This window comes from Enterococcus sp. PLH-Efm8, assembly GCF_053011625.1.
On sequence record NZ_CP172568.1, the window covers coordinates 2,341,246 to 2,365,490 of the forward strand.

Sequence of the window (24,245 nt, forward strand, 5' to 3'; positions counted from 1 at the left end):
CTTTGTAAACTTTTTTCATTATACTCGCTTTTTTATTGATCTTCCACTTTTGGTACAGTATTGTTTGTCACGATCGTATTGCTGAAAGCGTTGACGCTCTCAATTTGGACCACTTTATCGCTTGTTTCGATCGCTACATGCCAAACAGGAACATACACATTTTTTTCCCGGACTTTCAGAATACAGGAATAAGCTAGCTGACGCCATAAAATTTTTGATCCTCTTGGTATTTTGTTATTGATGTACAATGTATTGATTGCTTCCTCTTCCGTATACAGTTCCGTCTTTTCGCGCAGCTGCTCGATATCAGATAAATGCGTCTGCATGTATTTCGTGATGCTATAATCATTATCGTTTTTTTCTAAAGAAAGAACGATTTTTGCTGTATCATCATTGAATGGGATGCCTTCATACTCTTGGCTTGCTTGGATTTCTAGTGGTTCTTCTTCTAAATGAGAAAAGTTTTTCGTGTACACATAATCATTACCGAATAAAATATTGTCTTTGTTAGATAAAAAATCTTCCAAGGAACTACTAATTTTATCTGGATCGATCACGTTCTTTTCAGCATCTGAACTGGATAAAGATTTCGTCAAAACATCACCGTCTAAAAACACACCACTTGCCAGCAAGCCGCTTTTACCAGCCTTGCGATAATTCGCTAATGAAGTGCTAAGATTGGTCTGCTCCGCGCTAAGATAATAGCCTTGCTTGTTCTCAGACGAAATCTTCCCCGTGTAAGTGATATCGTCGCTAGCCAGACGTTGTTGGATTGATTCAGTCTGATTAGAGCGAATGACATTGTTTTCTTGGTATACCGCGTCATGATAACTGCTGAATAAAAACACATTCAACCCTAAAAAAGCGACGAAAAATATCCATTCGATTTTTTTGAAATCCAATTAATTCGCCTCCAATCCAGGTAATTTTTCCAGAAGGTCGTTAGCTGAATACCAGTTATCTTTATATTTCACATACCATTCAGGTAAGAGATCAACGACACGATTCGTTTCTTTGACATTTTGCCATGTATAGCCAACGATCACTGAACCAATCTTGTTGCTATCTGCTCCCTTAGCTTTTAACTGCTGGATGATTTCATTCGTACTTGCAAGTTCTACTTCTTCGTCTGAAGGTATCGGCACTTGAATCGTATTCAAACTGGTTTGGATATTCACTTGCACAGAACCATTCGTTTCACCGCCAACTTCCACACCAATCTGTCCTCTGCTGTCTGTCCCAAAAACCGGGAAGCCTTCCACGAATATCCGATAATCGATCGTATTGTCACTGCGGTCAAAATATCTGAGGTTCCCTAAAGAACTGCCTAATTTGCTAATATAGGGGAAACTTTCAGAAAATACACTAGCATTTTCTTTTTTCTCTGGCAGCTCTCCACGAAAATCAACTACTTGCGTTTCCGAATGGATAGACATTGTTTCATTCCCACCGTAAAAAATCAATTCATTGCTTTCATCATTATTTTTCACGCTATCTGGTTTCTGGAAAAAAGCATTTCTAAAAAGTGTATAGGGTTGCTGTGACAGGATATAACTATACTTCTTCAGTTTGATCGAATGTTTCGTAGCATATTGCGTGTCGATCGTCGATGGTTCTGTTGTCATTTCTGTCCATTTTGTGTCTTTTGCTGTTAATTCTTTATTGATATCTGTCCAATTCAACGAAATATTTGCTTCATATACGAGATGGTTCGAATAATTCAAAAATCGGATTTTTTTATTTCCTTGATCGAATTGTATTCTAGTAAAATACATATTTTCGCTTTCTTTTGCCAAGTTCGACACATCTAAATCTAAATCAAATGCTTCCTTGTATTCTCTTAGCAAAAAAGGCGCATTATAGGCCAACTCAAAACCAGAGTTCAGATTTTTCACCTGTTCAAACTGTGATTTGTCTCCTGAAACTACTTCAGAAAGCTTTCCAAATCTTGCTTTATCGATGATCAATTGCAATCGGTACACGAGATTTTCACTGTTGGTTTCTTGGATCATTCCCGAATGGTGCCATGTAACATGAAGCGGAAGAAAGACTTCGGAAGTTTTTCGATTGCTTTGAGACTCGATCATTTGAGTGTTTGTCTCATCTACGTTGATTGAACTTTTTCCTGCTGGGCTCAGCCAGATTGCATAAGAGAAGTATATGCTTAACGCAACCATCAAAATGAGTCCTATACGAACGACTTTTTCAGAGATTCTCATTCCCACCATTCCTCCTCATAAGGTTCATATGGCAGCGAGATATAAAAAGTCGACCCTTTTCCTTCCTTGCTCTCTGCCCAAATAGCGCCTCGATGCGCCTTAATCACTTCTCTAGAAATAGCTAATCCAAGTCCTGTCCCACCTTGTGCTCTTGCACGTGCTTTATCTACTCGATAGAACCGCTCGAACACTCGGTTCAGATCTTTTTTAGGAATCCCCAATCCTTGATCGGTGATACTTAAAATCACGTTATTATGCGTTTCTAATAAGCGACAAGTAATCGTTCCCCCATCTGGTGAATACTTGATCGCGTTATTCATGATATTATCGACTACTTGGATGATTTTATCTGTATCTACTTCGACCCAAAGATCTCTTTGCGTAAATTCACGACGGATCTTATAATTTTTTTCCTGATTTCCCACCATCATATCAAACCGGTCAAGAACAAAATTCACTAACTCGTTGAAATTGACATATTCTAATTGAAGCTGGGTATTACCTGTATCCATGCGAGATAGATTTAAGAGGTCATTGATCATTCGAATCATTCGGTCTGTTTCATCTAGCGTTACCTTCAAAAAATTTGGTGCTACTTCCTCGTCTTTCCACGCACCTTCGCTCAATGCTTCGATATAACTACGCATACTTGTCAACGGTGTACGAAGTTCATGGGAAACATTAGAGACGAATTCACGACGTTCCCGTTCTGTTTTTTCTTGTTCTGTCACATCATGCAAGACAGCTACTAATCCGCTGATAAAACCTGATTCGCGACGGATCATAGAAAAGTCTACTCGCAAGATCATCTGATCACTTTCCAATGTACTGGTTGAACGGTCAAGTACCATTTCGTTTGGATCTTCTAATAATTTCCGCAACGTATATTCTTCTTCGATATCTAAAAGTGTCAAAATCGATTGTCCGATTGCTTCCTCGTTTTTGATATCTAGCAAGGAAACAGCCATATCATTGATCGTAATGACTTTACCCCTGCGATCTGTCGCAATGACGCCGTCTGTCATATGGGATAGCACGCTATCCAAACGATTGCGTTCAGCTTCCATTGTATCTTGAGCTTCTTCAATACGTTCAGCTAACTGATTGAAGGTATCAGCCAGCTGTCCAAGTTCATCTTGTCCATGCACTTTGACTTTCCGACTGTAGTCTCCTCTAGCGATTCGAATGGCTTGTTCTCTCATTTCACCGATCGGCTGTGTAATCGAACGAGCAACTAAAACAGATACGATCATTGAAATAAATGCCGCAATTAGTGAGGCAGTAAAGAAAATGACTGCTGTGTTATTGATTTCCGAATATTTTTGTTCGATATTACTTTTGACGTAAAGAGCCCCGATAACGGCATCGCCGGTCGGGGACAGGATCGGTTGAACATTGATATTCACCCGTTTATCGTCGTTATCTAAAGCAACATAACGTTTAGTCGTGAAATCATTGATATCAACATAATCATTTTTCTTTCCCACAGCGCTTTGTTCATTGACATCGGTTGTTCCTCGGATGATCCCTTTTTCGTCAACGACCCGTATTTCGATGATATCGCTAGTCGCACTGTTTTCAATAAATCTTTTGATATTCGCATTTACCTCTTCATCATCTGCATTATCTTTTCGATTCAATTCCGGGCTGATTGTTGTTGCTAATGATTCCACCGTTTGATTCATATCTTTAATAAATGTATTGATCGTGGAACGTTCTAAACCACGTATAAAGTAGGCACCAATAATTTCGATCGAGATCAATAAAATCAGAATAAAGGTAATAGCGATCTTAAAATTGACTGATCGAAAAAAGCGGACTTTTCTTTTCATCCAATTACTCCTGTTCTGGGTTACGCAAATAGTAACCGACACCACGACGTGTCACTAAATAATTTGGATGGCTTGGATTATCTTCGATCTTTTCACGCAAACGACGTACAGTTACATCCACTGTTCGTACATCTCCAAAATAATCATAACCCCAAACCGTTTGTAATAAATGTTCTCTTGTCATCACTTGTCCAAGGTGCTTCGCCAAGTAAAAGAGTAGTTCGAATTCACGATGTGTTAACTCGATTGTTTCTCCTCGTTTCGTCACCATGTAAGCTTCTGGATGGATCGTCAAATCACCAATCGTCAATTCCGCAGGTGCTGCCTCTTCTGGTTCCTTCGCAGCCGTGGCACCGCGACGAAGATTTGCTTTGACACGTGCAACTAATTCTCGGTTGGAAAATGGCTTGGTCACGTAATCATCGGCGCCTAACTCTAAGCCTAGGACTTTATCAATTTCAGAATCTTTGGCTGTTACCATAATGATCGGCATATCATAAGTTTTGCGTACCTCACGAGCAACTTCTAAGCCGTCCATTTTAGGTAGCATCAAATCAAGTAAAATCAAATCAGGTTCTACCTCAGCAACTTTTTCCAAGGCTTCTTCCCCATCATATGCAGTATAAACGTCATAGCCTTCTTTGGCTAAATTGAATTTGACGATATCCGAAATCGGCTTCTCATCATCGACAACTAAAACTTTTTTCATAAAGAGCCACCTCTTATATATTATTGTCATACCTTCTCATTATACCGTATTTCTGCTTTTGTTTCATCTTTGCCTATAAAACAAAAGAGAAAATTAAAATGAAAGTGCAAAATACTTTATTATTTTTTGTTCTAACTTCAATAAAAAAGGAAAACACTGATTTTCACCTCAGTGTTTCCTTTTTTTGATTTATCCTTCTAAAACTTGTACACCGACACCCAATAATCCCGGACCAGTGTGGACTACTAATGCCGGAGAAATCTGGCCAAAGTAGATTTGGTTTGCTTGTGGGAACTCTCTTTTAAGTCTCGCTTCCATTTCAATTGCTTCTTCTTTCGCATCCCCATGGGCAACAGCTAAGTTGAAGACCTTTGCATTACCGATTTTTTCTTTGACGTAAGCAACCGTTTTATCCAAACTTTTTTTACGTCCCCTAGCTTTTCCTACTGTGTAATAAATCCCTTCTTCATTACATGAGATGATTGGGTTAAGCTTTAAAGCGGTTCCTACAATAGAAGCAACTAAACCGATCCGTCCACCTTTTTGAAGATATTCCAATGTCGCAACATTAAAGAAAACTTTTGTTCTTTCGACTAACTCATTCAGATTACTGATCAGTTGATCCCATTCTACTCCTTCTTCCAGCCATTTTGCTGCTTGGATCGCAGAAAAACCTGCACCAATACCAATATTTTTCGTATCTAGTACATATGCTTCCAATTCTTCTTGCTGTTGTGCAATTAAACGAACCACATTATATGTCCCGCTCAATCCACTGGAAATTGTTACCGCAAGTACCTTTTCATAACCGTCTTTTTTGATTTGCTCAAAGATTTCTGTGATCGACTCACCATCCGGCAAAGATGTACCAGGGATTTCCTCTGGCAAACGTTGATAGATCTCTTCAGGGGTAATGTCAATTTTATCTGTATATACCTGATCTTTATAAATAATTTTCAATGGGATCATATACATCTCGTATTTTTTTATCAATTCTTCTGGAACATCCGTACCTGAATCTACTAAAATTGCGATTTTATTGTTTTTCATTTGTTTTCTCCTCTTTTAAATATTCGGTTTCTAGAACAATCGTTTTTTCCGCAAGAAGTTTCATTGCAAACGATAAAGTTGCCGCTCTTACAGCAATATATTCTACAGGGGTTGCCTGGTCGAATTTTTGCGGATGAGATTTACCTTGTGCTAATTGGCTGACCATCCACACAGCTGCTTCTTGTTCATCGCAAAATAGATTATAGGCTTCACGAATTCCTACTGTTTTTCCTTGGAACAATATCCCTTCTTTGATTTCAGGAATAGTCAATACTTGTTTCAACGTAGTGATTGCAAGTAAAAATGCTACGTGTTCTTTGTTATATCTTTTTTTAACTGGTGCTGGTATCAAACCTAGTTTAACGTAATTGTTTACCATAGAAGAGGTAAGCAATGGATGCTTTTCTCCTTGTATCACAGGTGAAAGATAACGATCAACTAACGTTCTGACTTGGTCCATATAAAGTTCTAAGTCAGGGAGTTCTTCCCAGTGAGGCAGACGGAATGTTTCTAGTTCCTTCCCCCACTCCATTAATTGCTGACGCATTTTTTCCATCATAACCGCTCCTTTTTTCATTTCATAAACATGATATCAGACTTATGATAAACATTCAATCTAGTTGCTTTAACTAGGTGATTTGATTAGCGGGATTCTATGAAAACAAAAAACAAGAAGGCTAAGCCTTCTTGTCTTTTATCGTTAAGAACAGGAGACCCGCCGGGGAGACGGCGGGAAAGGAGTAAAAAATGAAAAAAGTGTTAGGGTTTGTTCTCTTGCAAGAACTTTGTTTGTTGGTATGCTTATATAATAGCGAGCAAATGTGAATAATCTATGAATGATTTCCTATAAGGAAGTAAAGATTTTTCTGATTTTCTTTAAATGTAGTCTTGCATTTTAAAATTCTTAGTGCTACTATTATTAAGTACTTTTTGTACGGGCCGTTAGCTCAGTTGGTAGAGCAGCTGACTCTTAATCAGCGGGTCGCGGGTTCGAGCCCCTCACGGCCCATTGGGTGCCAAACCCACGGAACAGGTAAATGTTGGTGCGAAAGCATTTCGAAAACATTTACGCTGTTCTTTTTTTATTTTTCAAAATAACTAGGGCTTTTTATTTTTAACTCAAAGTCCACTGTAGCCCTTTGGACTTTGAGTTAAAAAAGAAGCATAATTATGAACAGTAAAGTTTCTAATATAACAATAATTCGAGAAGCTTTGCAAAATCATGCTGCCAATGAACTCTCTAAACATATAGGATTAAATCTAAGTACTATAAAAGGTTAAAAAGTGAAGAATATTTAATAGAAAAACTAAATTTACTTGCTGCTTTCCCCTTTTCCATTAATACAACAATCAGAGAGTGTCTTTTTTTCGAAAAAATTAGAATAAATAAAAGACACGTAGTTTTTTTATCTACATGTCTTCCATCGACTACAAGTTATCATTTCTCAAAACGTATTTAGCTTTTAATTGATTAATCGTTTCACGTTGTCTACACATTGCCTAATTAAGATTTTCTTATTAGAAGCATCAATCCCGCAATAATACCTAAAACTCCAGGAATTACCCACAATAATGTTAAAAGAAAAAATGGAATAATAGATAAAATGAGTAAACTAATACCATAGACCACTGTTTTTTGATTTTTTCTTACTAAAAAACCTATTATGAAAATCATTATCGAAAAAACTAGGGTAATTCCTCCAAATAAAACAACATTCCCGCTTAGATTGACTAACATATCTATATCCTTACTGGTTAGTTCTGTAGTATTTAAAGTAGTTGAATCAATAGAAGATAGAAACATACCACCCATCAATGCTAAAAGACTACATAAAATCCCTGTTATTCCACTAATTAAAATCAAAATAAACTCTGTTTTTCTCTTATTCATTTAATTCTCTCCAGATTAAGTGTTTTAGAATTAGAAATTTTTTGACCATAGTTAATAGCTTCTAATGAACGAATAACAACCACTGACGTGTTAGAAAAATAATCCCCAATATGTTGTTTCTTGGGCGTGAAAGCAGCCACCAAATACCCAATTTGAAATACAAAATTTTTTAATATAAACCTACATATACACTCACGAATAAAGATAGTTTGCCAACTTAGCTCTTTTTCCTCAAAGCTCACTACTCTTATCCCAAAAATCATTTTCCCAATTGTTTGTCCTGAATTCAGCTTAGTCAAAAGTACAAAATAGGTTAAATAAATAGCTAATGACGCTATACCATAAAAAGTAATAATGGATTTGTCAGATTCCAGTCCCATGATTTTGTAAAAGAGACCTATAGTAGCATGGGTGATGATGCTAATACAAATTAAATCAATAAGAAAAGCAAAAAATCGTAACCAAAATCCCGCAAATACATAATTAGGCAAAGTTTCAATGCCACTCTTCTTATTCATTTTATAGCCCTCCATAGTAATACATTGGTTTTGGAGTATCAGAAAATCCAAGTTTTTCAAAAACTGAAATTACACGATCTGATGTAGTTGCCTTTAGCCCTTGCCATTCAGCAATCTTATTACCTAACCAAGAAGAAGCAAAGCCAGTTGTGTCATTTTTATATTCTATAACCGTCGCATCAGTTAATTTCTTCTCTTTTTTTAGGGAATCTAATGCATCTTCAGAGTAACCAATTTGATCCACCAACCCATTTTCTACTGCTTGGTTACCATCATAAATTCTTCCATCCGCAAGTTCTTTCACTGCATTAGTATCCATATTTCTTCCTTTTGCTACAACATTGACAAAACGATCATAAGCACTCATCACAAATTCCTGTATAACTTTATTCTCTTCCTCTGAAGGTTTGTGTTGAGGTGACATCATATCTTTTAATGCACCACTTTTATACGTCGCATCAGTTACGCCAAGTTTTTCTAATAAGCCAGAATAATTTAAACCAGAAATAATGACACCAATTGATCCAGTTGTTGTTTCTTCCGTAGCAAATATTTTATCTGAACCAGCAGAAATGTAGTACCCTCCACTTGCCGCTGTATTTTTAAATGCAGTATAGATAGGAATATCTAGCTTTTTAATTTTTGCCATTTCTTTAGCAATCTCAGCACTTTCATATATTCCTCCCCCAGGTGAATTTACTTCTAATAACACTCCCTTAACCGCTTTGTCTTCTTGAATTTTCTTTAGCTGTGTTAAAAAATTCTGATGGTTATATTGTTCCCTACTAAAAAGATTGCTTTCACCTGTATCTGCAATAACTCCATTGACGGATAGTTTGACAATCTTTTTATTTGATGCGCCTTCTTCTAACGTTTCTTCTGTGATTTCGTTAGATCCGTAAAAAATCTTATTTATTCCTGTTAGGGTTGTATTTGATGCTTCCTCTTTATCTTTTCCTGGAATTAGCGCGACGATAATGGATAGTAACAATAATCCGCACGCTACTCCCACAGCAATCCATCTTCTTTTATTCATATAAACTCCTCCTATATTCTTAGTAAAAATAATTATTTTTTATTTAGAAACACATCGACAATTTGTTGCCAATATGTTTTTTCTCCTACAATTAAAGACAACTCTCCAGTTAATCCATAACGAAACGGAAACGATTGAGTTGTTTTTAACGTTCCTTTCACTGCATAAAAAACACCTTTCTCAGTGGCAGTAGAATTTTCTGAAATTTCATCTAAAGTTCCGTCGATCGTAATCGGAGCCCCACCTTTTTGATCCAATTTAAAATGAACCTTCATCCCTTCTTTAATATAGGTACTTTCATTCGCAGGTAAAAGTGCTGTAAATTTCATTTTTGATTTTTCGTGGATCGGATAAATTTCTGCAAGCACTGTTCCTTTGGCTAGTTCTGCTTGTCCCTTTGTTTCTTCATTTAAATGAACCGTTCCAGATACAGGAGCTTTTAGTATTCCTTTTGAAAGTTGATCGTCCAAACTTTTGATAACTGACTGGTTCTTCTCTTGTTTTTCATTTAGCTCTGTAACTGTTTGTTTTACAGTTGTTATTGCTTGTTCTAGCTCTTGCTTTCCTTTTTCCGTTTGACTAATTCTGTCATTCTCAGAAGTAGTTGGTTTAACTAATTTAGCTTTTTCTGACTGATACTGTTCTACTTCTTTTTTTAGTTGCTCAATTTGTTCATTTATGCTTGCTGAAATTGTCAGTTTCACTTGATTTTTTTGATCATCAGAAACATTATTTAGTTGTTCTTGCCAATTCTCATAGTTTGCCATCATTTCTTTTGAAAAATCTTTTAATGATTGATTATTACTCCAAGCTACCTGTACTTGTTGCCATTCTTGTAATTTACTATCTGAACTCTCAATTTGTTTTTCTAGTTGTCTTTTTGTCTTTTCGTATACTTCTAATTGCTTTTGATCATTTAATTCACTTTGCTTCAAAGCGTAGCGGAGTGATTCTTTTTCTGACAACATGCTCTTTAATTGATTACTGTAGCCAAAACTGTCATCCGTTGAAAACAAATTTTTTCCTTTACTTATACTTTCAATAAATAGCTGAGCCATCTTTATTTGTTGAGTAATACGTTGGTTTTCTTGTTCTATCTGAGCCTTTTCATTCTCTATTAAAGAACAATCCAATCTAACCAACACATCGTCCTTATGAACAAATTGATTTTCTTTTAGGAAGTTTTCCATTATTTTAGCTTCTAATGGCACTTGTAACTTCTCTATTTTTTCGGGGTTCAATTGAGCCGTTGTCCGAATAACAACCTCTTTTTTAGCAAAGGTTAAAAACAATCCAATAATACATAAAAAAAGAATTACAGGGTATAACACCCAACGGTAGAAGCTATGATGTTGTTTAGTATAGATACTAGAATGTTCGAACCAATTATTATTCTGCATAAATTGTTTCCCTCTCCTAGATTTCCCATAATTTTTGATAGATACCATCGGCAAAACGAAGTTCATCGTGCGTTCCTTTTTCTACCAAATGCCCTTCATGGAGAACTAAAATTTGATCACATGCTTTTGCTATTGGTAAATGATGCGCAATAAAAATAATCGTTTTTTCTTTTAAATTGAGGAGATAATTCATAATTGCATGTTCTAACAAGGTATCTAATCCACTAGTTGCTTCATCTAAAATTAATATGTCCGGATTTTTTAATAAAGCCCGTGCTAAGGCTAATCGTTGTCGTTGCCCTCCTGAAAGATTATTTCCACCTTCTTCCAACAATGTCTCGTAACGTAATGGCTGTTGATTAATAAATTCATTTAGTTGGACTATCTCACAAACTTCTATTATTTGTTCGAAACTTGGTGGGCTATCTAAACCGAATATAAGATTCTCAATGATTGTTCCACTAAAGAAAAATGACTCTTGAGGCAAATATGTCACTCGATCGCGTAATATCTGAAAAGGAATGTCTAAGTGATTAATGTTTCCATAATGGATCGATCCTTCTGATGCTTCATAAAAACGAACAAATAACTTTGCAAGAGTTGATTTTCCAGAACCACTAACTCCAACTATAGCCGTTTTACTGTGCGAAGGAATTGTACATGAAATTTCGTTCAACGTTGGGGCCTTCATGCTATACGAGAATGAAACGTTTTTTACAGTGATATCTTGTTGAAATAATTGTTCAGAAAGCATATATTCAAAAGACTGGTTCGATTTTTCTGAATCAATCGCGAAAATTTCATTTAAACGATTATTTGCAACTTGAGCCGTTTGCATTTTCACTTGTAAATTAATAATGTTTTGTAAAGGATCTGTCAAAAATACTAGTAAAGCATTGTATGTGATAAGTTGACCTAGACTAATTCTATTATCCATAACAAAATAAGAACCTAGCCATAAAATTAATGCACTGCTAATTAATTGAATCAAATGTTTAATTCCTTGTTGAATATTATCAAGCGTAACCGTACGAAATGATTTTTTCATTAATTTAACAAATTCATGGTCTATACGGTTATATACTTTCTCTTCACCGCTATATGCTTTAATTGTTTCTATTCCTTTAAGACTTTCTATGATACTAGAATTTACAGCTGCACCGGCTGCCATTTCTTCCCTGTTCGATTTTTCATAGCTTTTCACGAAAGCGAATATTGCAACTACATAAAAAGGCAAAGAGCATAGAGTGATTAAAAACAACGTACTATTCTGAATAGCTAACGTAACCCCAACAAGCAACACCATACCAATATCTAAAAATATTGATAACGTAGCACTTGCTAAAGCATCAATAATCTTACTGGCATCAAGAAAACGAGAAATAATTTCCCCTGATTTTCTCGTAGCAAAAAAATTCATTGGTAAAGTTAACACATGTTTGAAATACTGAAGCATAATTGCCATACTCATTCGCTGTCCTAAAATAATAAGAAGATAACTACGACTATATTCAAACAATACCCGAAATAAATAGACAGCGATCAAGCCAATGGAAATTATATTTAAAGTTGAACGTGCTTGATTAGGGATGAAAAAATCAAGAATACCTTGAAAATAATATGAGCTTCCTATGCCAAAAAACGTAATGAAAATCGATGCTAAAACGATGTGGAATACTAATCCTTTTTGTTTCCAAATTATAGGCAAAAAAGAACTTAATCCAGCTACTTTTTCTTTAATAGGAATATAAGTTTCTCTAGGCATAGGTAATAAAAGAATACCTGTCCATTCTTTTTGAAACGCTTCAATCGTTTTTCTATTTTTTCCATTAGCGGGATCTGCAATCCATAGTACGTTTCCCTTCGTTTTATAAATTACAACGTAGTGCATATAGCTGTTATCAACCAATATATGTGCAATTAATGGTAAGATAAGATCTCTTTCTTTCCAGATCTCACTATCTGCTTGAATAGCCATACAATCAAAAGACAATTTTTCAAATGTCTTTTTCAATCCAAATGCTGAAGTACCCTCTAAATCAGTCCCAGATAGGTCCCGTAATTTATGAATCGGGATATCAGTTTTAAAATATTTTAAAATCATCGAAAGGCAAGCAACACCACAATCTTTTTCATCTTGTTGCTGCACAAAAGGAAATGATTTTATCACTTATCTAACACAACTCCTTCTAAAAAATTTTTATAGAAAAATTCTCAATATAGCTTTAATACAGTGAAAATATTGTCTCATAATTCCACAAAAACTTTGAAAACAGTTCTTGAACACTAACTTTTTCATTCCTGAATCAAATTTATTTTGGAAATTTTACTATTCAAGAATAAACTTGATAAGTTTCAGGAAGATTTTTACTGTTAATCAAATACGTATGTTACAGTAGCACCGTAAAAAATATTATTTAAAGAAGCGTGTTTAAACATGCAAAATGTAAAGGAACTAAGTATTGTGGAAATGCACAAACTGTTGGTGGAGGCAATAATGCTTGGGGAAAATTGGGGCAAGTTGTAGGTGGACTTACCACAGGGGCAGTAGGTGGTGCAGGTTTAGGAACAGCAATTTGCGGACCAGCTTGCGGTGTTGTTGGAGGGTTATATGGAGCTGTCGCTGGAGGTGCTGCAGCTGGCTGGGATGCTCGAAAAAAATAAAAAAGGAGAATAAGTAGTATGCATATTAAAAACACAAAAACAACATTTATATTATCTTCAGAAGAGTTGAAAAATATTCAAGGTGGGAGTGCCGTGGGAGTTTTAGGCACTACTTTTTCTGGGGCAACAGCAGGAGTAAAACTTTGTTCAGCCGGAGGACCTTATGCAATAGCTGCTTGTGGTGTAGGTGGAGCTTTATTAGGTGCTGGATTCAGCATGTGGACCGGTGCGTAAACAATTAAAAAATATCAAACCTCAAGATTGGTTTGTGTCGATTACGAACATAGGTATGTTCTTTATCTTTTCAAAAGTTTGGAATGGACAGAACTTTTTACTAAAGCTTCTTGTGCTAGTTTTTATAATTATATTAAATTTTTATCTTTTATTAAAGTCAGATAAAAATTCTTTGGAAATGTAATGGTAGAGATATTTTTACAAAAGGACTTGCAGCGCTGTAGTTGGTGCTGCAGGAGGACCTATTTCGGCCGTTACAGGAGGTATTGGTAATGTACTTGTCGGATGTGCATTAAAGCCTGTTCCTGCAAGTTAAATTTATAAAAACAGGAAAGTAATTATCTCAAATCCTATCAAGTACAATCATAGGATTGCACTTGACAGGACAAATTTTTTAACTAAAAAATGAAAAACACTTTCTAAAAATTAGTAGAATTTGCCAAATCTTTCGCATCTTCCACCATACATTTAATTTTAATTCCCCTTTATGGTACTTAATAAAAACAAGAAAAGAACTATTCATTTGGCCCTTTTTTGGTTCCAGACCATAGAAATATTCCTCCAGTAACTAATATTGCTGTTATGCACGTAACTAATAACAGCTATAAAAATTGGTACAACTTTAATAGGATTCAGAAAAATTTGCACTAGTGAAGGAATCTATTTTATTAGAAAAATGCAATCTCCCTAAAGAAAAAACCACTAAACAGTGCTTTCTTTCAACTTCTCCTTAATTTTTTGTGCTTTCCCTAAAGTAAAGTTTCTGGCCAACTCTGAATCAAAATATAGTGAACGTTTTTTAAAATCTATTTCTTTAACGTTAAAGATATTTACTAAACACGCTCGACTAATTCTTGTTAACATAGGATATTTCTTTTCAAGCTCACTAATTCTTCCATAAAATTCGTACTGCCCATCTTTAGTACACAATGATAATCTATGTGGTAATTTTGAAGCTTCTACAAAATAAATGTCATTTATATCAAAAGTAAATGTTTGAGAACCTATGGAAAAAACAAATGCTTGATTCGTAACCTGTTTTGTTGCATCTATCCTTTCTTGCGCTAATAACAATAACTCAACAATCTCGTTTCGATACTCATCTAGTGTTTGATCTTTTGTTACAAATCCTAACGTTTCAACTCTTCTTTTTATTGTTACGGGTAACATCTCATCATGAGTAGTTGTAAAAATGATTTTTGCTTGAACATCATATTTTCTGATTACTTCTGCTAATTCTATACCGTTAACTTCATGATTTAAATCAATATCTAAGAAATATATTCCTTGCTTTGGTCGGAATTGTTTGAGGTATTTTTTAACTTCTAACGGACTTTGTGTTTTCAATACTATCTTAAATACTTTATCGTGAAAAAGAATGAAATTATCAATAATTCGTTCTAACTGATTTAATTGTATAATTTGATCTTCACATAATATTATTGGATAACTCATAAATCCTCCTTCCCTCAAAACAACAAAATAACTTGAGTAGTAAATTGATACGGATCGTTTTGATAGTTCACAAACATATTGGGATTCTTTTTATTGATTTCCTCTATACTAGATAAACCTAACCCTTGATGTCCCTTTTTTGTTGTTATTCCTTTTTTCATTAGAGTATCTATAGAGAGTAGTATCTCTCTACAACTATTCGATATCGAAATTTCTATCTGTTTATCATCTCGGTAAATAGCTAGAGACAGTTCTCTATCTTGACTCTCTATAGATGCTTCAATTGCATTATCGAGAATAATTCCAAGCACCCTAATACAGTCAAATATTGGAACAGGAACTTCAATAATAGTACTTGGACATTCGAATTTACAACAAATCTTATTGTTATTTGCTTGGTATAGCTTCGCTATCAACAAACTTTTCAAATATTCATTTTTTATATTTTTTAAATAACGATATTCAAACTTATTGGTTAGATAAGAATTAGAATAGATCTCTAATTCTTTTATTTCTTTTTCCAATATCGAATCATGGTTTTGATTAGCGATTTCTTTTAAACTCAGCAATAAATTTTTATAGTCATGTCTAAATCTGGCAAATTTTTCTTGATCTTTTTCCAGTGAATCAGTATATTTTTTTAGATAAACCAATTCTTTTCTTTTCAATTGCTGTTCATATTGTTCTCGTTGCCTAATAGTTATTCTAATAAATAAAAATAGAACAACAAACATTTGAATGATTAAAAATATTAAGACACCAAACACAAAATGATCAAATACTTGATATTGATGAGCAACATAAGAAACAAATAAACCAATTGTAAGTAAATAAATCATGAATATAGCAGTAAGTTTAGAACTGGACTGTTCAACAATCCTATTTATAGCTAATTTTCTATATAACCAAATAAACATCAGCAAAAACAAAGAATCAAGCATTATCTGGAATACTACATAACCATACCCTTTTATCCCTTCAAATGAAAACATATACGTCATAACCATGGAAGTAATAATAGATCTGAAATCATCAATAAGCATACATAATAGTAATTTATTTAAAAGCACTATATTAGTTTTCTTCTTTTCCTTTAATATAAAATAACTTCCGATTATAGGTATAGCTGCGGAAACATCAGTAAATAATTCAACAAAAAAAGTGAGTGGTATCAATAAACATACAAAAAGATATTTTCTTTTGTTAAGATCAGTATTAGTCATATAAAATAAGAGAAAAAAGAAAAAGTTTCCCACGAACATTCTTAATAGATAAGCTTTTGTATCGATAGTAATCAAGAGATCCCCTCCTGATTTTAGGATATCATAAAAAAAATTTTAGTTACACTTTTTAAATAATGAAAAAACACATTCCACTAAATTTGATGCCGGTTTTCCTTGAGGTTTTGTTCCAGCACCTCCTTTAATTTTTTTAAGCTCTTGATCTGAACATTGTTTAGCATTTAGTCTATTTTTTTCTTCCATTACGATTCCCCCTACAAACTATAAATACTTTTATGTCACTGATTCAATATACCTATTTTTCTAATCAAAAAATTTTGAGACATATTTAATATTATAAGTATCATTAAAATTGAGATTTATCTCCATAATCTGCTCGATATAAACCATTTATTCCAGCAGTTCTTCCAATTTCACTCAAATTTCTTATTAATTCCTCTTGATATTCAGTGAATCTTATTTTATTAGTATAAGCAGTAAAATATAGATAATTCACCAATCTATTTATTAAAGGACCGGGATCTAATTCATATTTTTGTTTTTCTAATTTTAAATATACCTTTTGTAAAACCTCAAGAATATCAGAATATTTAGGATCTTTACTTATAGATATATCATTATATAATTCATGAACAATTTGCTTAGCATTTTTTTTCATTTTAGCACTTCCCTGGAATTGCTCCACCTAAAAAACCACCTATAGACATTCCTGCAATACAAGTAGTTGCCTTGGCCCAATCGACCGTACATTTATTTTTAGTGCAATACACTCCATTTCCATAATATTTTCCACTATGAGTGGTACCCCCATAGATAAGTTGTGTCTCTTTAATAGACAAAATTTTTAAATGTTTCATAATCTAATCACCCCTAAATTAATGTTTTTAGACTATTATTCTAACATTCATTAAATTTCAAAAAACAATTCCTTCTTGAAACGTAGCAAAATAATTCCTGAATAAGAATTTAATCACTTTTAAGTATATAAACTATGTATATTCTTTAATATTTTTTGAGAATGCACTTCGTACATAATAAACTTTAATCACATTAGTCTTTCATACCTACGATCGATCTCTTTGACTCGCACCCATAAATTCATAATAGTTTGTCGGCGTCTTTGGACGTTTCGAAGATGAGCTACGCATTCTCTTTTTTTATAGACAAAAAAGATAGAGACGAACATGGAGCTTCCAAATTTGGATATTTGATCCAATTTTGGAAGCTCCATTTATTTCGTGTCTGTCTTTTTATTTTTTCCAGCTTTCGACTAATTCTTGGTTCTCTTTGATCCAGTCTTTTGCTGCTTGCTGTGGATCTTTTCCATTGTTGATTTCCAACATAACTTTTTCCATATCTTTTTCTGACCAATGGAAATTGTCTAATACTTTGTAAGCTTCTGGCTGGTCTTCTTTCAATCCTTTTCGAACCATCGTATGGATCTGCTCTTCGCTTCCCATTCCGTTTTCAGGATCTTCTAAGTATTTCAGATCATATTTGGCAAACATCCAATGAGGTGTCCATCCTGTAACTACAATTGGTTCGTGTTTTTTGATCGCTTGACCTAGTGCAACGGTCATTGCTCCTGAAGAAGATGTCTCTACTTTCCAGTCTTTCAAGTTGTCATATTTTTGGATCGTGTTTTCAGCAGCCGTAACTACACCAGCTCCTGGCTCGATTCCTATGATTTTCTTACCTGCCTGATCGGTTAACTCATCGATCGAATTTACATCCATGTAGGCTGGCACTGCTAAACCAACTTTTGCTCCTGTCAAATTGGCACCTAGGTCTTCGACTTGATCTTTATATTGTGCATATTGTGAACCATGAGTTTTAGGTAGCCAAGCTGAAACCATGGCATCTGACTCGCCATTTGAAACAGATTTCCACATGATTGAATTATCTAATGGCGTCATCGTTACATCATAGCCCATTTGTTTCAATACTTCACCGACTACATTTGTTGAAGCAACTTCTGTATCCCATTCAACATAAGATAAGTTGATACGTTTTGTTTCTTTGGCAGATGAAAAACTCCCTATACCAATCGCACCTAAGATCACTACTACTACAGCACCAATGATCAGTCCTTGACGTTTTTTACTTTTCTGTGTTGTTGCTCCTGCAGCTTTTTTATTGTTTGGCTGGTTCAAATGCTGTGTAAAACGGTCAATGATGATTGCTAAGATAACTAATGCAACCCCGTTGACAAATCCATTCCCGACTTGTGCTCTTTGCAATGCTGATAATACGCCGCGTCCTAAGCCGGGTGCACCGATCATAGAGGCAATAACGACCATTGAAAGTGACAGCATTGTTGTTTGATTGATCCCTGCCATGATCGTACTTTTAGCTAAAGGCAATTCTAGTTTGAATAGTTTTTGACGACTTGTGCTCCCGAATGAATCAGAAGCTTCTACTAATTCTTTAGGAACTTGTCGAATCCCTAAATTCGTAAAACGAACGGTTGGTGGCAGAGCAAAGATGACTGAGGCAAATACCCCTGGAACCATCCCGATACCGAAAAATGCAACTGCTGGAATCAAATAAACGAATCCTGGCATTGTCTGCATAAAGTCAAGGATCGGTTTGATAATACTTTGGGCTTTACTGCTTTTTGCCATCAAGATCCCTAATGGTACCCCAATGATGATCGAGATCACACTAGATAAAAGAACAAGTGTGACAGTATTCATCAAATCATTCCATAGACCTTGGTTATAAATAAACCATAGACCGATTAATGTGAACAACGTAAGTCCTGGACGTTTCTTAGAAATAAAGAAAGCTGCTACCGTCAATAACAAGATAAACAAAGGAGCTGGAATCACTAACAGTAAATTTGTAATCCCCGACATCACTGCCTGTCCAATCGTTTGTAAAAATGAAAATAGGCCAGAAAAAGTTGTCGTAAACCATTCTGTGATATTTTCTACCCAGTTTGCCACTGGTAATTGATAGTTCAATAGATTATTCATGTTCACTCACCTCGCTTGTTTCTGCTAATGCTTCAATCACACTACCTCGGATGACGACACCTTTTAATTTTCCATCCTCTACAACTGCAAGTGGAGTCGGTGAGTCATAAATAATATTGAAAATATCACTTACCACCATGTCTTTCCCAATCACCGTCACATTTTCATCTAGGAAGTCGATCAATGGACGTTTTTGCTTCCTAGCTTCTAACGCTTGATCTGCAGTGATGATCCCTTTCAGGTGTCTCTTTCTGTCAACAGCCATCAGCATGCTGACTTCTTCATTACGCATCCTTGTCAATGCAACGTTTGGTCCATCAGATTCGATATTCGTCGTCAATGCAGGTACCATGATGTTTTGAGCCGTAAGCACTTTGGAACGATCGACTTCTTCCACAAATTCACGTACATAATCATTTGCTGGATTGGTCAATATTTCTTCACCTGTTCCGATCTGCATGATTTCGCCGTCTTTCATCAAGGCGATTCTGTCCCCAATCCGTAAAGCTTCATTCAAATCATGGGTAATGAAAATAATCGTTTTTTGAACATTGGCTTGCAGGTCCAGTAATTCGTCTTGCATTTCTCGCCGGATCAGCGGATCAAGAGCCGAGAACGCTTCGTCCATCAGCAAGATCTCAGGATCATTTGCTAAAGCTCTGGCTAGGCCAACCCGTTGTTGCATCCCACCAGATAACTGACTAGGATATTGGTCTTTAAATGAAAGCAAACTAGAATTTTCTAATGCTTTTTCTGCTTTTTCTTGTCGTTCTTCTTTAGGTACACCACGGACTTCTAACCCGTATTCTGTATTTTCCAAGATCGTTCGATGTGGAAACAGACCGAAGTTTTGGAAAACCATATTGATTTTATGACGACGGACTTCTCGCAATTCTTCTTTGCTTAACTTCGATACATCTTCTCCATCAATATAGATACTGCCCGAAGTTGGCTCAATCAGACGATTCAATAGACGGATCAATGTGGATTTCCCACTCCCGGAAAGCCCCATGATCACGAAGATTTCTCCTTCTTTTACGTCAAAATTCACGTCATACACACCAACCGTTGCACCGGTTTTCTTTAAAATCTCCGTTTTCGGCTGGTGATCATTCATCATATCTAAAGCGGCTTGTGTCTTTTTACCAAATATCTTTGTTAAATGTTTTACTTCTACTTTTACCAAACAAATTCTCCTTTTTTATGTAAATTCATTTTTCTTTCTGAAAAAAGTGACCACACTATGTTAACATCATGTAGTCACTTTGTCAAAAATGAAAGAAATTTGCTTGTCCAAACTGAAAAAAACTTGGCTAAATCTTTGTAAATAAAAGGTTTAGCCAAGTTAATATTTTTTTAATATTTCACACAATCATTCTGCAAGCTGATGCTCCGGGTAAAAAAAGTTTGTCATACGCTGTAGTGTATATTCATTTCCAATAAAATGAACGATGTCCCCTGCCGTAAATTTAGCATAGGGGCCAGGTGAAACAAGCAGTTCTTCATTATGAGAAATTGCGATAACTGTGGCGCCAGTCGCCTGCCAGATATTCAACTCGCTAATTGAACGGTCCAGATGCATTGCTTTTTCTGATAAAGATAATTCAAACGGAAGTAAAGGATTCATCTTATGTATTCGCTTCGTTTGATTGACCAGCTGATCCAATAATTGAGAAAAATGATTCAGCTCATCTTGTTGCTTCTCCACACTTGCCATGATTTCTGCTTTTGTATCTTGGATGGATTGTACATCTTGATATTGCAATAGGAAATCTTTTGCTTTTTCCTTCGAAGCAACAAATGCCCCACTTCCATGCCGTACTTCCATGATTCCAAGATCTACCAGCACATTGATAGCCTTGCGGGTAGTCTCAGGAGAAGCATTGTACGTACTGGCAAGTGTTGAGCGGGCATGGATCTTCTCACCCACTTTATATCGGTTTTCAACGATACGTTCGGCTAAATCAACAGCAATCTGCTGGTAGCGCGGGCGGACGATTTTTTTCTTTCCAGACATTTTCTTTCCTCTTTCTTTTTTTACTTTCCCTCATCTTACTATGCTCTAGCAAAATAAGCAAAAAAGGGGAGAATAGCCTCTTGCAACGACTGATCATCGCTTGATCTGTTCCTTTTTTACTGGGCAAGCTGTTTGACAGTCATCACAATTCTTACCGGATTTTAAACGAGTATAGACAATTGCGCCTGCACTTCCAAAGATTAACACACTTAATAAGAATGTCGCCATCCTATTCCTCTCCTTCTAATGACAATATAGTATAAAACTGGTTCTTGGATTTTGGCTGACGGAACAAAACATAAACGAGTCCTATCATCAGTAAAATAGCAAGATACGTCCCTAACGCTACCTGTCCACCCTCCAATAAGTGTCCCAACTGATAAATCACAAAACTAACTAAATAAGCTAAACCGCATTGATAGCCTATGGCGATCCAAGTCCATTTCTTGGCATTCATTTCCCGATGGATAGCCCCAATTGCCGCAAAACAAGGCGCACAAAGTAAATTGAAGGCTAACAATGAATAAGCTGCTGCGGGAGTATATGTGTGTTGTAGCACTTGCCAGATTTCTCTGCCATTTTCGGATACTTCCGCATGACCAAACAAAATACCAAATGTGCCAATAATATTTTCTTTAGCGACCAATCCTGTAATCGCTGCGACTGTTCCTTGCCAGTTTCCCCAACCAAGCGGCTGAAAAACAACTGCCAGGATTCGCCCGAAAAAGGCTAAGATACTTTGGTCTTCAGAAACAGGTTGAGCATAAAAATTATAAGAAGAGCTGAACCAGATCACGATACTAGAAACAAAGATAATCGTTCCTGCTTTTTTAACAAAAGACTTGCTGCGGTCATAGGTTTGTCTTAGGACCGCTGACCATTGAGGAAAATGATATGCGGGCAATTCCATGATAAAAGGAGCTGTATCTCCAGCAAACAAACGTGTTTTTTTCAAGCTGATTCCAGAGAAAATAATTGCAGTCATACCAAGAAAATAGGCAGAAGGAGCTACCCAAGATTGATGAGGAAAAAAGGCCCCTGCTACTAAGGCAATAATCGGCAACTTTGCAGAACAAGGCATGAAGGTTGTGACCATGATCGTCAAACGACGATCTTGCTCGTTTTCAATCGTGCGACTGGCCATGACGCCTGGCACTCCACATCCTGTAGCAATCAGCATAGGAATGAAGGATTTTCCTGAAAGACCGAATTTCCTGAAAAGTCGATCCATGACAAAAGCGATCCTCGCCATATATCCGCAGTCTTCCAGAAAGCTCAAGCATAAAAACAATATAATCAATTGCGGTAGAAATCCTAACACTGCTCCCACGCCTGCGATGATGCCGTTCAAGATCAGCTCCTGCATCCATCCCGCTACTTGCCATTCAGCTAACAATCTGCCAACATGTTCTGGTAACCATGTACCAAACAATGTGTCATTGATCCAATCTGTCCCCATTGTTCCTACTGTTTGAATAGCCAGATAATAGATCAGCCACATCACAAATGCGAAGATCGGCAAGGCTAACCAACGATTCGTTGCAATCTGATCGATTTTGTCACTCATCGATAATTGGAAAGAATCATTTGACACAACACAGAGTGTACATAGTTGGGTAATAAATTCATAACGTTCATTGACCAGAATCGTCTCACTATCGTCGTCCAATAGTTTCTCTGTTAACTGGATCAGTTGCTCGATCTCTTTTTGCTGAGAAACTGCTATCTCGTAATCCTCTCTTACCTTCTGATCTCGTTCAAAATATTTCATTGCATACCAGCGTTTCTTGCCGCTTTGTTCTCCTAGTACATCTTCAATTTCATGTAAAGCTGCTTCTAAACGTGGATCATATGTACAGGGAACAGGAATAGAAGGCCGCTTTTTTGCAGACTCCTGAATCTTTTCGATTAGTTTTTCGATTCCTTGCTTTTTCAATACGCTGATTGGTAAAACTGGTACACCAAGACCATAGGAAAGCTTTTCTAGATTGATTTTTTTTCCTTCTTTTTTGATGACATCCATCATATTCAGACCAATGATCATAGGAATGTCTAAATCCAATAACTGCGTAGTTAAATAAAGATTTCGTTCTAAATTGGTAGCATCAATAATGTTGATGATCAGTTCAGGCTGTTCCTGAACCAAATAATCTCTTGCAATCACTTCTTCTGGTGTATAAGGAGACAAAGAATAGATGCCGGGTAGGTCCTGAATATGAATGTTCGGATTTTTTTTCAACGATCCTTCTTTTTTTTCTACTGTTACGCCCGGCCAATTCCCTACATATTGATTCGAACCAGTCAAGAGATTGAACAAGCTAGTTTTCCCGCTGTTTGGATTTCCGACTAACGCGATATTCATTCTTTTTCCTCCCTTTGTATCAAGATTAGTTCGGCCTCTGACTTTCGTAACGTCAGTTCATACCCTCGCACTGTCAGTTCGATTGGATCTCCCAGAGGGGCTAGTTTTCGGATAACTATTTTTACATTTCGCGTCAATCCCATATCCATTAACCGTCGCTTCACTGCGCCTTGTCCGTGGATTGCTACGACGATCCCAGTCTCTCCTGCTTTTAATTGATCAAGAGAAGTCCAGCTTTCAGAGGAAGCAGTCTTTTTATTGACAAAGATTTGACCTAGTATTTCCCGACTTACTGCCACTCGATGACTTTTTACCAGTAAAATGGCATTGTTGCCTGATAAATTGACGACGACGATTTTACTTCCGGCAACGATCCCGATATTTTGCAAATGGCGTTTTGTTTTTTCTTCTGTTTCGATTCGTTCGACTTGATAAACGAAATTCTGCTTTGCCTGCGCTAAGGTCTGCATATTGATTCCTCTCTTGTGAAATAAATCATGTATTAAAATCATTCATTATATGTTCTAATTTTCTTACGTGTTACGCAAATAAATGAGAATCATTCTCACATAGAATACTCTCGGTAATTGAGAATGTCAATTATACTTGTGATATTATGAGCGAATCTTTAGTATTGAT

24 protein-coding genes and 1 tRNA gene are annotated in these 24,245 nt (G+C 35.9%); 3 read left to right on the top strand and 22 right to left on the bottom strand.

Annotated features, from left to right (window positions below):
* Nucleotides 1-32: 32 nt before the first annotated feature.
* The 6 genes from ACIFUW_RS11565 to ACIFUW_RS11590 all read right to left on the bottom strand — a co-directional run bounded on the left by ACIFUW_RS11565 (nt 33) and on the right by ACIFUW_RS11590 (nt 6,366).
* Nucleotides 33-902: a two-component system regulatory protein YycI gene (locus ACIFUW_RS11565; protein WP_002288853.1), complete on the bottom strand. Its 870-nt coding sequence runs from the start codon at nt 900-902 to the stop codon at nt 33-35.
* A complete protein-coding gene (locus ACIFUW_RS11570; RefSeq protein ID WP_002288852.1) occupies nt 903-2,219 on the bottom strand; it encodes a YycH family regulatory protein in 1,317 nt (438 codons plus the stop codon).
* Nucleotides 2,216-4,051, bottom strand: a complete 1,836-nt coding sequence (gene walK / locus ACIFUW_RS11575; RefSeq protein WP_002294131.1) for a cell wall metabolism sensor histidine kinase WalK — start codon at nt 4,049-4,051, stop codon at nt 2,216-2,218. Before walK ends, ACIFUW_RS11570 begins: the two co-directional genes overlap by 4 nt.
* Before the next feature lie 4 nt (nt 4,052-4,055).
* Nucleotides 4,056-4,760 (bottom strand): response regulator YycF, encoded by a 705-nt coding sequence (gene yycF, locus ACIFUW_RS11580; protein WP_002288850.1) that lies wholly within the window; start codon nt 4,758-4,760, stop codon nt 4,056-4,058.
* 189 nt (nt 4,761-4,949) lie between these two features.
* Nucleotides 4,950-5,810, bottom strand: coding sequence for a DegV family protein (locus tag ACIFUW_RS11585; RefSeq protein WP_002294132.1), 861 nt, complete (start codon nt 5,808-5,810; stop codon nt 4,950-4,952).
* On the bottom strand, nt 5,797-6,366 hold the full coding sequence (locus ACIFUW_RS11590) for a DUF1836 domain-containing protein (protein WP_002322652.1): 570 nt from the start codon (nt 6,364-6,366) through the stop codon (nt 5,797-5,799). The genes ACIFUW_RS11585 and ACIFUW_RS11590 overlap by 14 nt, the downstream gene beginning before the upstream one ends.
* Before the next feature lie 380 nt (nt 6,367-6,746).
* Between ACIFUW_RS11590 and ACIFUW_RS11595 the strand changes: the two genes are divergently transcribed.
* Nucleotides 6,747-6,819 (top strand) — tRNA-Lys (locus ACIFUW_RS11595).
* 495 nt (nt 6,820-7,314) lie between these two features.
* Here ACIFUW_RS11595 and ACIFUW_RS11600 read toward each other — a convergent pair.
* From ACIFUW_RS11600 to ACIFUW_RS11620, 5 genes are read right to left on the bottom strand one after another with little or no spacing between them, the layout of a single operon-like run.
* Complete coding sequence (locus tag ACIFUW_RS11600) at nt 7,315-7,701, bottom strand: DUF4064 domain-containing protein (RefSeq protein ID WP_002294609.1); 387 nt, start codon at nt 7,699-7,701, stop codon at nt 7,315-7,317.
* Nucleotides 7,698-8,219 (bottom strand): RDD family protein, encoded by a 522-nt coding sequence (locus ACIFUW_RS11605; RefSeq protein WP_002294608.1) that lies wholly within the window; start codon nt 8,217-8,219, stop codon nt 7,698-7,700. Before ACIFUW_RS11605 ends, ACIFUW_RS11600 begins: the two co-directional genes overlap by 4 nt.
* A gap of 1 nt (nt 8,220) precedes the next feature.
* Entirely contained in the window at nt 8,221-9,255 is a 1,035-nt protein-coding gene (gene sppA / locus ACIFUW_RS11610; protein ID WP_002294607.1) for a signal peptide peptidase SppA, read from the bottom strand.
* A gap of 32 nt (nt 9,256-9,287) precedes the next feature.
* Nucleotides 9,288-10,703 carry an HlyD family secretion protein gene (locus tag ACIFUW_RS11615; protein ID WP_002348772.1) on the bottom strand — a complete coding sequence of 472 codons (1,416 nt, stop codon included), beginning with the start codon at nt 10,701-10,703 and terminating at the stop codon, nt 9,288-9,290.
* Nucleotides 10,672-12,825, bottom strand: coding sequence for a peptide cleavage/export ABC transporter (locus tag ACIFUW_RS11620; RefSeq protein ID WP_002303464.1), 2,154 nt, complete (start codon nt 12,823-12,825; stop codon nt 10,672-10,674). Before ACIFUW_RS11620 ends, ACIFUW_RS11615 begins: the two co-directional genes overlap by 32 nt.
* Nucleotides 12,826-13,082: 257 nt before the next feature.
* On the opposite strand from ACIFUW_RS11620, the gene ACIFUW_RS11625 reads away from it, so the two are divergent.
* Both ACIFUW_RS11625 and ACIFUW_RS11630 read left to right on the top strand, forming a co-directional pair.
* A complete protein-coding gene (locus ACIFUW_RS11625; RefSeq protein WP_002303465.1) occupies nt 13,083-13,319 on the top strand; it encodes a hypothetical protein in 237 nt (78 codons plus the stop codon).
* 18 nt (nt 13,320-13,337) lie between these two features.
* Nucleotides 13,338-13,553, top strand: coding sequence for a Blp family class II bacteriocin (locus ACIFUW_RS11630; protein ID WP_002294603.1), 216 nt, complete (start codon nt 13,338-13,340; stop codon nt 13,551-13,553).
* Nucleotides 13,554-14,255: 702 nt separating this feature from the next.
* Here ACIFUW_RS11630 and ACIFUW_RS11635 read toward each other — a convergent pair.
* The 11 genes from ACIFUW_RS11635 to ACIFUW_RS11685 form a co-directional block, all read right to left on the bottom strand.
* Nucleotides 14,256-15,008 (bottom strand): response regulator transcription factor, encoded by a 753-nt coding sequence (locus ACIFUW_RS11635; protein ID WP_002294602.1) that lies wholly within the window; start codon nt 15,006-15,008, stop codon nt 14,256-14,258.
* Between the two features lie 14 nt (nt 15,009-15,022).
* On the bottom strand, nt 15,023-16,306 hold the full coding sequence (locus ACIFUW_RS11640) for a sensor histidine kinase (protein WP_002294601.1): 1,284 nt from the start codon (nt 16,304-16,306) through the stop codon (nt 15,023-15,025).
* Between the two features lie 39 nt (nt 16,307-16,345).
* A complete protein-coding gene (locus ACIFUW_RS11645; RefSeq protein ID WP_002294600.1) occupies nt 16,346-16,492 on the bottom strand; it encodes an EntF family bacteriocin induction factor in 147 nt (48 codons plus the stop codon).
* A gap of 103 nt (nt 16,493-16,595) precedes the next feature.
* Nucleotides 16,596-16,907: a bacteriocin immunity protein gene (locus ACIFUW_RS11650; protein WP_002305452.1), complete on the bottom strand. Its 312-nt coding sequence runs from the start codon at nt 16,905-16,907 to the stop codon at nt 16,596-16,598.
* Between the two features lies 1 nt (nt 16,908).
* Nucleotides 16,909-17,106: a class II bacteriocin gene (locus ACIFUW_RS11655; protein ID WP_002304799.1), complete on the bottom strand. Its 198-nt coding sequence runs from the start codon at nt 17,104-17,106 to the stop codon at nt 16,909-16,911.
* Between the two features lie 393 nt (nt 17,107-17,499).
* A complete protein-coding gene (locus ACIFUW_RS11660) occupies nt 17,500-19,227 on the bottom strand; it encodes an ABC transporter permease/substrate binding protein (protein ID WP_002287807.1) in 1,728 nt (575 codons plus the stop codon).
* Nucleotides 19,220-20,413, bottom strand: coding sequence for a quaternary amine ABC transporter ATP-binding protein (locus ACIFUW_RS11665; RefSeq protein WP_002287805.1), 1,194 nt, complete (start codon nt 20,411-20,413; stop codon nt 19,220-19,222). The genes ACIFUW_RS11660 and ACIFUW_RS11665 overlap by 8 nt, the downstream gene beginning before the upstream one ends.
* Nucleotides 20,414-20,599: 186 nt before the next feature.
* Complete coding sequence (locus tag ACIFUW_RS11670) at nt 20,600-21,244, bottom strand: GntR family transcriptional regulator (protein WP_002287801.1); 645 nt, start codon at nt 21,242-21,244, stop codon at nt 20,600-20,602.
* A gap of 93 nt (nt 21,245-21,337) precedes the next feature.
* Nucleotides 21,338-21,472: a hypothetical protein gene (locus ACIFUW_RS11675; RefSeq protein WP_002290587.1), complete on the bottom strand. Its 135-nt coding sequence runs from the start codon at nt 21,470-21,472 to the stop codon at nt 21,338-21,340.
* 1 nt (nt 21,473) lies between these two features.
* Complete coding sequence (feoB, locus tag ACIFUW_RS11680; RefSeq protein WP_002287799.1) at nt 21,474-23,606, bottom strand: ferrous iron transport protein B; 2,133 nt, start codon at nt 23,604-23,606, stop codon at nt 21,474-21,476.
* Nucleotides 23,603-24,076, bottom strand: coding sequence for a FeoA family protein (locus ACIFUW_RS11685; RefSeq protein ID WP_002287797.1), 474 nt, complete (start codon nt 24,074-24,076; stop codon nt 23,603-23,605). Before ACIFUW_RS11685 ends, feoB begins: the two co-directional genes overlap by 4 nt.
* Nucleotides 24,077-24,245 lie beyond the last annotated feature (169 nt).

Excerpts from the sequence above, each read along its gene's own strand:
- ACIFUW_RS11605 (WP_002294608.1), bottom strand. The coding sequence starts at position 8,219 with ATGAATAAGAAGAGTGGCATTGAAACTTTGCCTAATTATGTATTTGCG.
- ACIFUW_RS11635 (WP_002294602.1), bottom strand. The coding sequence starts at position 15,008 with ATGAGTTATCCAATAATATTATGTGAAGATCAAATTATACAATTAAAT.
- sppA (WP_002294607.1), bottom strand. The coding sequence starts at position 9,255 with ATGAATAAAAGAAGATGGATTGCTGTGGGAGTAGCGTGCGGATTATTG.
- ACIFUW_RS11590 (WP_002322652.1), bottom strand. The coding sequence starts at position 6,366 with ATGGAAAAAATGCGTCAGCAATTAATGGAGTGGGGGAAGGAACTAGAA.
- ACIFUW_RS11600 (WP_002294609.1), bottom strand. The coding sequence starts at position 7,701 with ATGAATAAGAGAAAAACAGAGTTTATTTTGATTTTAATTAGTGGAATA.
- ACIFUW_RS11660 (WP_002287807.1), bottom strand. The coding sequence starts at position 19,227 with ATGAATAATCTATTGAACTATCAATTACCAGTGGCAAACTGGGTAGAA.
- ACIFUW_RS11675 (WP_002290587.1), bottom strand. The coding sequence starts at position 21,472 with ATGGCGACATTCTTATTAAGTGTGTTAATCTTTGGAAGTGCAGGCGCA.
- yycF (WP_002288850.1), bottom strand. The coding sequence starts at position 4,760 with ATGAAAAAAGTTTTAGTTGTCGATGATGAGAAGCCGATTTCGGATATC.
- ACIFUW_RS11630 (WP_002294603.1), top strand. The coding sequence starts at position 13,338 with ATGCATATTAAAAACACAAAAACAACATTTATATTATCTTCAGAAGAG.
- ACIFUW_RS11650 (WP_002305452.1), bottom strand. The coding sequence starts at position 16,907 with ATGAAAAAAAATGCTAAGCAAATTGTTCATGAATTATATAATGATATA.
- ACIFUW_RS11585 (WP_002294132.1), bottom strand. The coding sequence starts at position 5,810 with ATGAAAAACAATAAAATCGCAATTTTAGTAGATTCAGGTACGGATGTT.
- ACIFUW_RS11570 (WP_002288852.1), bottom strand. The coding sequence starts at position 2,219 with ATGAGAATCTCTGAAAAAGTCGTTCGTATAGGACTCATTTTGATGGTT.
- feoB (WP_002287799.1), bottom strand. The coding sequence starts at position 23,606 with ATGAATATCGCGTTAGTCGGAAATCCAAACAGCGGGAAAACTAGCTTG.
- walK (WP_002294131.1), bottom strand. The coding sequence starts at position 4,051 with ATGAAAAGAAAAGTCCGCTTTTTTCGATCAGTCAATTTTAAGATCGCT.
- ACIFUW_RS11615 (WP_002348772.1), bottom strand. The coding sequence starts at position 10,703 with ATGGTATCTATCAAAAATTATGGGAAATCTAGGAGAGGGAAACAATTT.
- ACIFUW_RS11670 (WP_002287801.1), bottom strand. The coding sequence starts at position 21,244 with ATGTCTGGAAAGAAAAAAATCGTCCGCCCGCGCTACCAGCAGATTGCT.
- ACIFUW_RS11645 (WP_002294600.1), bottom strand. The coding sequence starts at position 16,492 with ATGGAAGAAAAAAATAGACTAAATGCTAAACAATGTTCAGATCAAGAG.
- ACIFUW_RS11655 (WP_002304799.1), bottom strand. The coding sequence starts at position 17,106 with ATGAAACATTTAAAAATTTTGTCTATTAAAGAGACACAACTTATCTAT.
- ACIFUW_RS11685 (WP_002287797.1), bottom strand. The coding sequence starts at position 24,076 with ATGCAGACCTTAGCGCAGGCAAAGCAGAATTTCGTTTATCAAGTCGAA.